1 protein-coding gene is annotated in these 935 nt (G+C 75.1%); it reads left to right on the top strand.

Going from position 1 to position 935, the window contains the following annotated elements:
- Positions 1-870, top strand: an 870-nt coding sequence (locus ESO86_RS17715) for an Mrp/NBP35 family ATP-binding protein (protein ID WP_129236035.1), incomplete at its 5' end; no start/stop codon positions are given.
- Positions 871-935 lie beyond the last annotated feature (65 nt).

Here is a 935-nt window from a genome sequence, read left to right as displayed (position 1 = left end):
GCCGCGCGCGGCAACCCGTTCGGTCCGGGCACGCTGACACGCGTCATCGCCGTCACCAGCGGCAAGGGCGGCGTCGGCAAGTCGACGCTGACGGCCAACCTCGCCGTCGCGCTCGCGGCGCGCGGGCTCTCGGTGGGCCTCGTCGACGCCGACGTGCACGGCTTCTCGATCCCCGGCCTGCTCGGCCTCGTCGACGAGCACGGCACGGCGGCGCGCCCGACGCGCGTCGACGACATGATCCTGCCGCCCGTCGCATACGGCGTGAAGGTGATCTCGATCGGCATGTTCGTCGAGCCGACCGAGCCGGGCGGACGCGGATCGTCGGTCGCCGTCGCGTGGCGCGGACCCATGCTGCACCGGACGCTCCAGCAGTTCCTCACCGACGTGTACTTCGGCGACCTCGACGTGCTGCTCGTCGACCTGCCGCCGGGCACGGGCGATGTCGCGATCTCGCTGGGGCAGCTCCTGCCGAACGCCGAGGTCGTCGTCGTGACGACCCCGCAGCCGGCCGCCGCCGACGTCGCCGAGCGCTCGGGCCTCGTCGCCCGCCAGACGGGCCAGCGCGTGGTCGGCGTGATCGAGAACATGGCGGGCTTCGCCCAGCCCGACGGCTCGCTCCTCGACCTGTTCGGGTCGGGCGGAGGCGACGAGGTCGCCCGCCGCCTCTCCGAGGGGGTCGACGAGCCCGTGCCGCTCGTGGCCGCGGTGCCCCTCAGCGTCGCCCTCCGGCGCGGCGGTGACGAAGGTCGACCCGTGGTGCTCTCCGAGCCCGACGATCCCGCAGCGCGCGCGATCGAGCAGGTCGCCGCCTTCCTCGCCGGGCGACCGCGCTCGCTCTCCGGCCGTCGGCTCGACGTCTCGGTGCGGTGAGACGGATGCCGCGCGCCGCCCGGCGCCACCCGAGGATGGCGCGCCGAGTGGCATCGGGCCTGGCC

Origin of the sequence: Agromyces binzhouensis, assembly GCF_004135055.1 — a bacterium.
GTDB classification, from domain to species: Bacteria; Actinomycetota; Actinomycetes; order Actinomycetales; family Microbacteriaceae; genus Agromyces; species Agromyces binzhouensis.
Note: the sequence above shows the minus strand (reverse complement) of the source record. Positions and strands in the feature narration are given on the sequence as shown.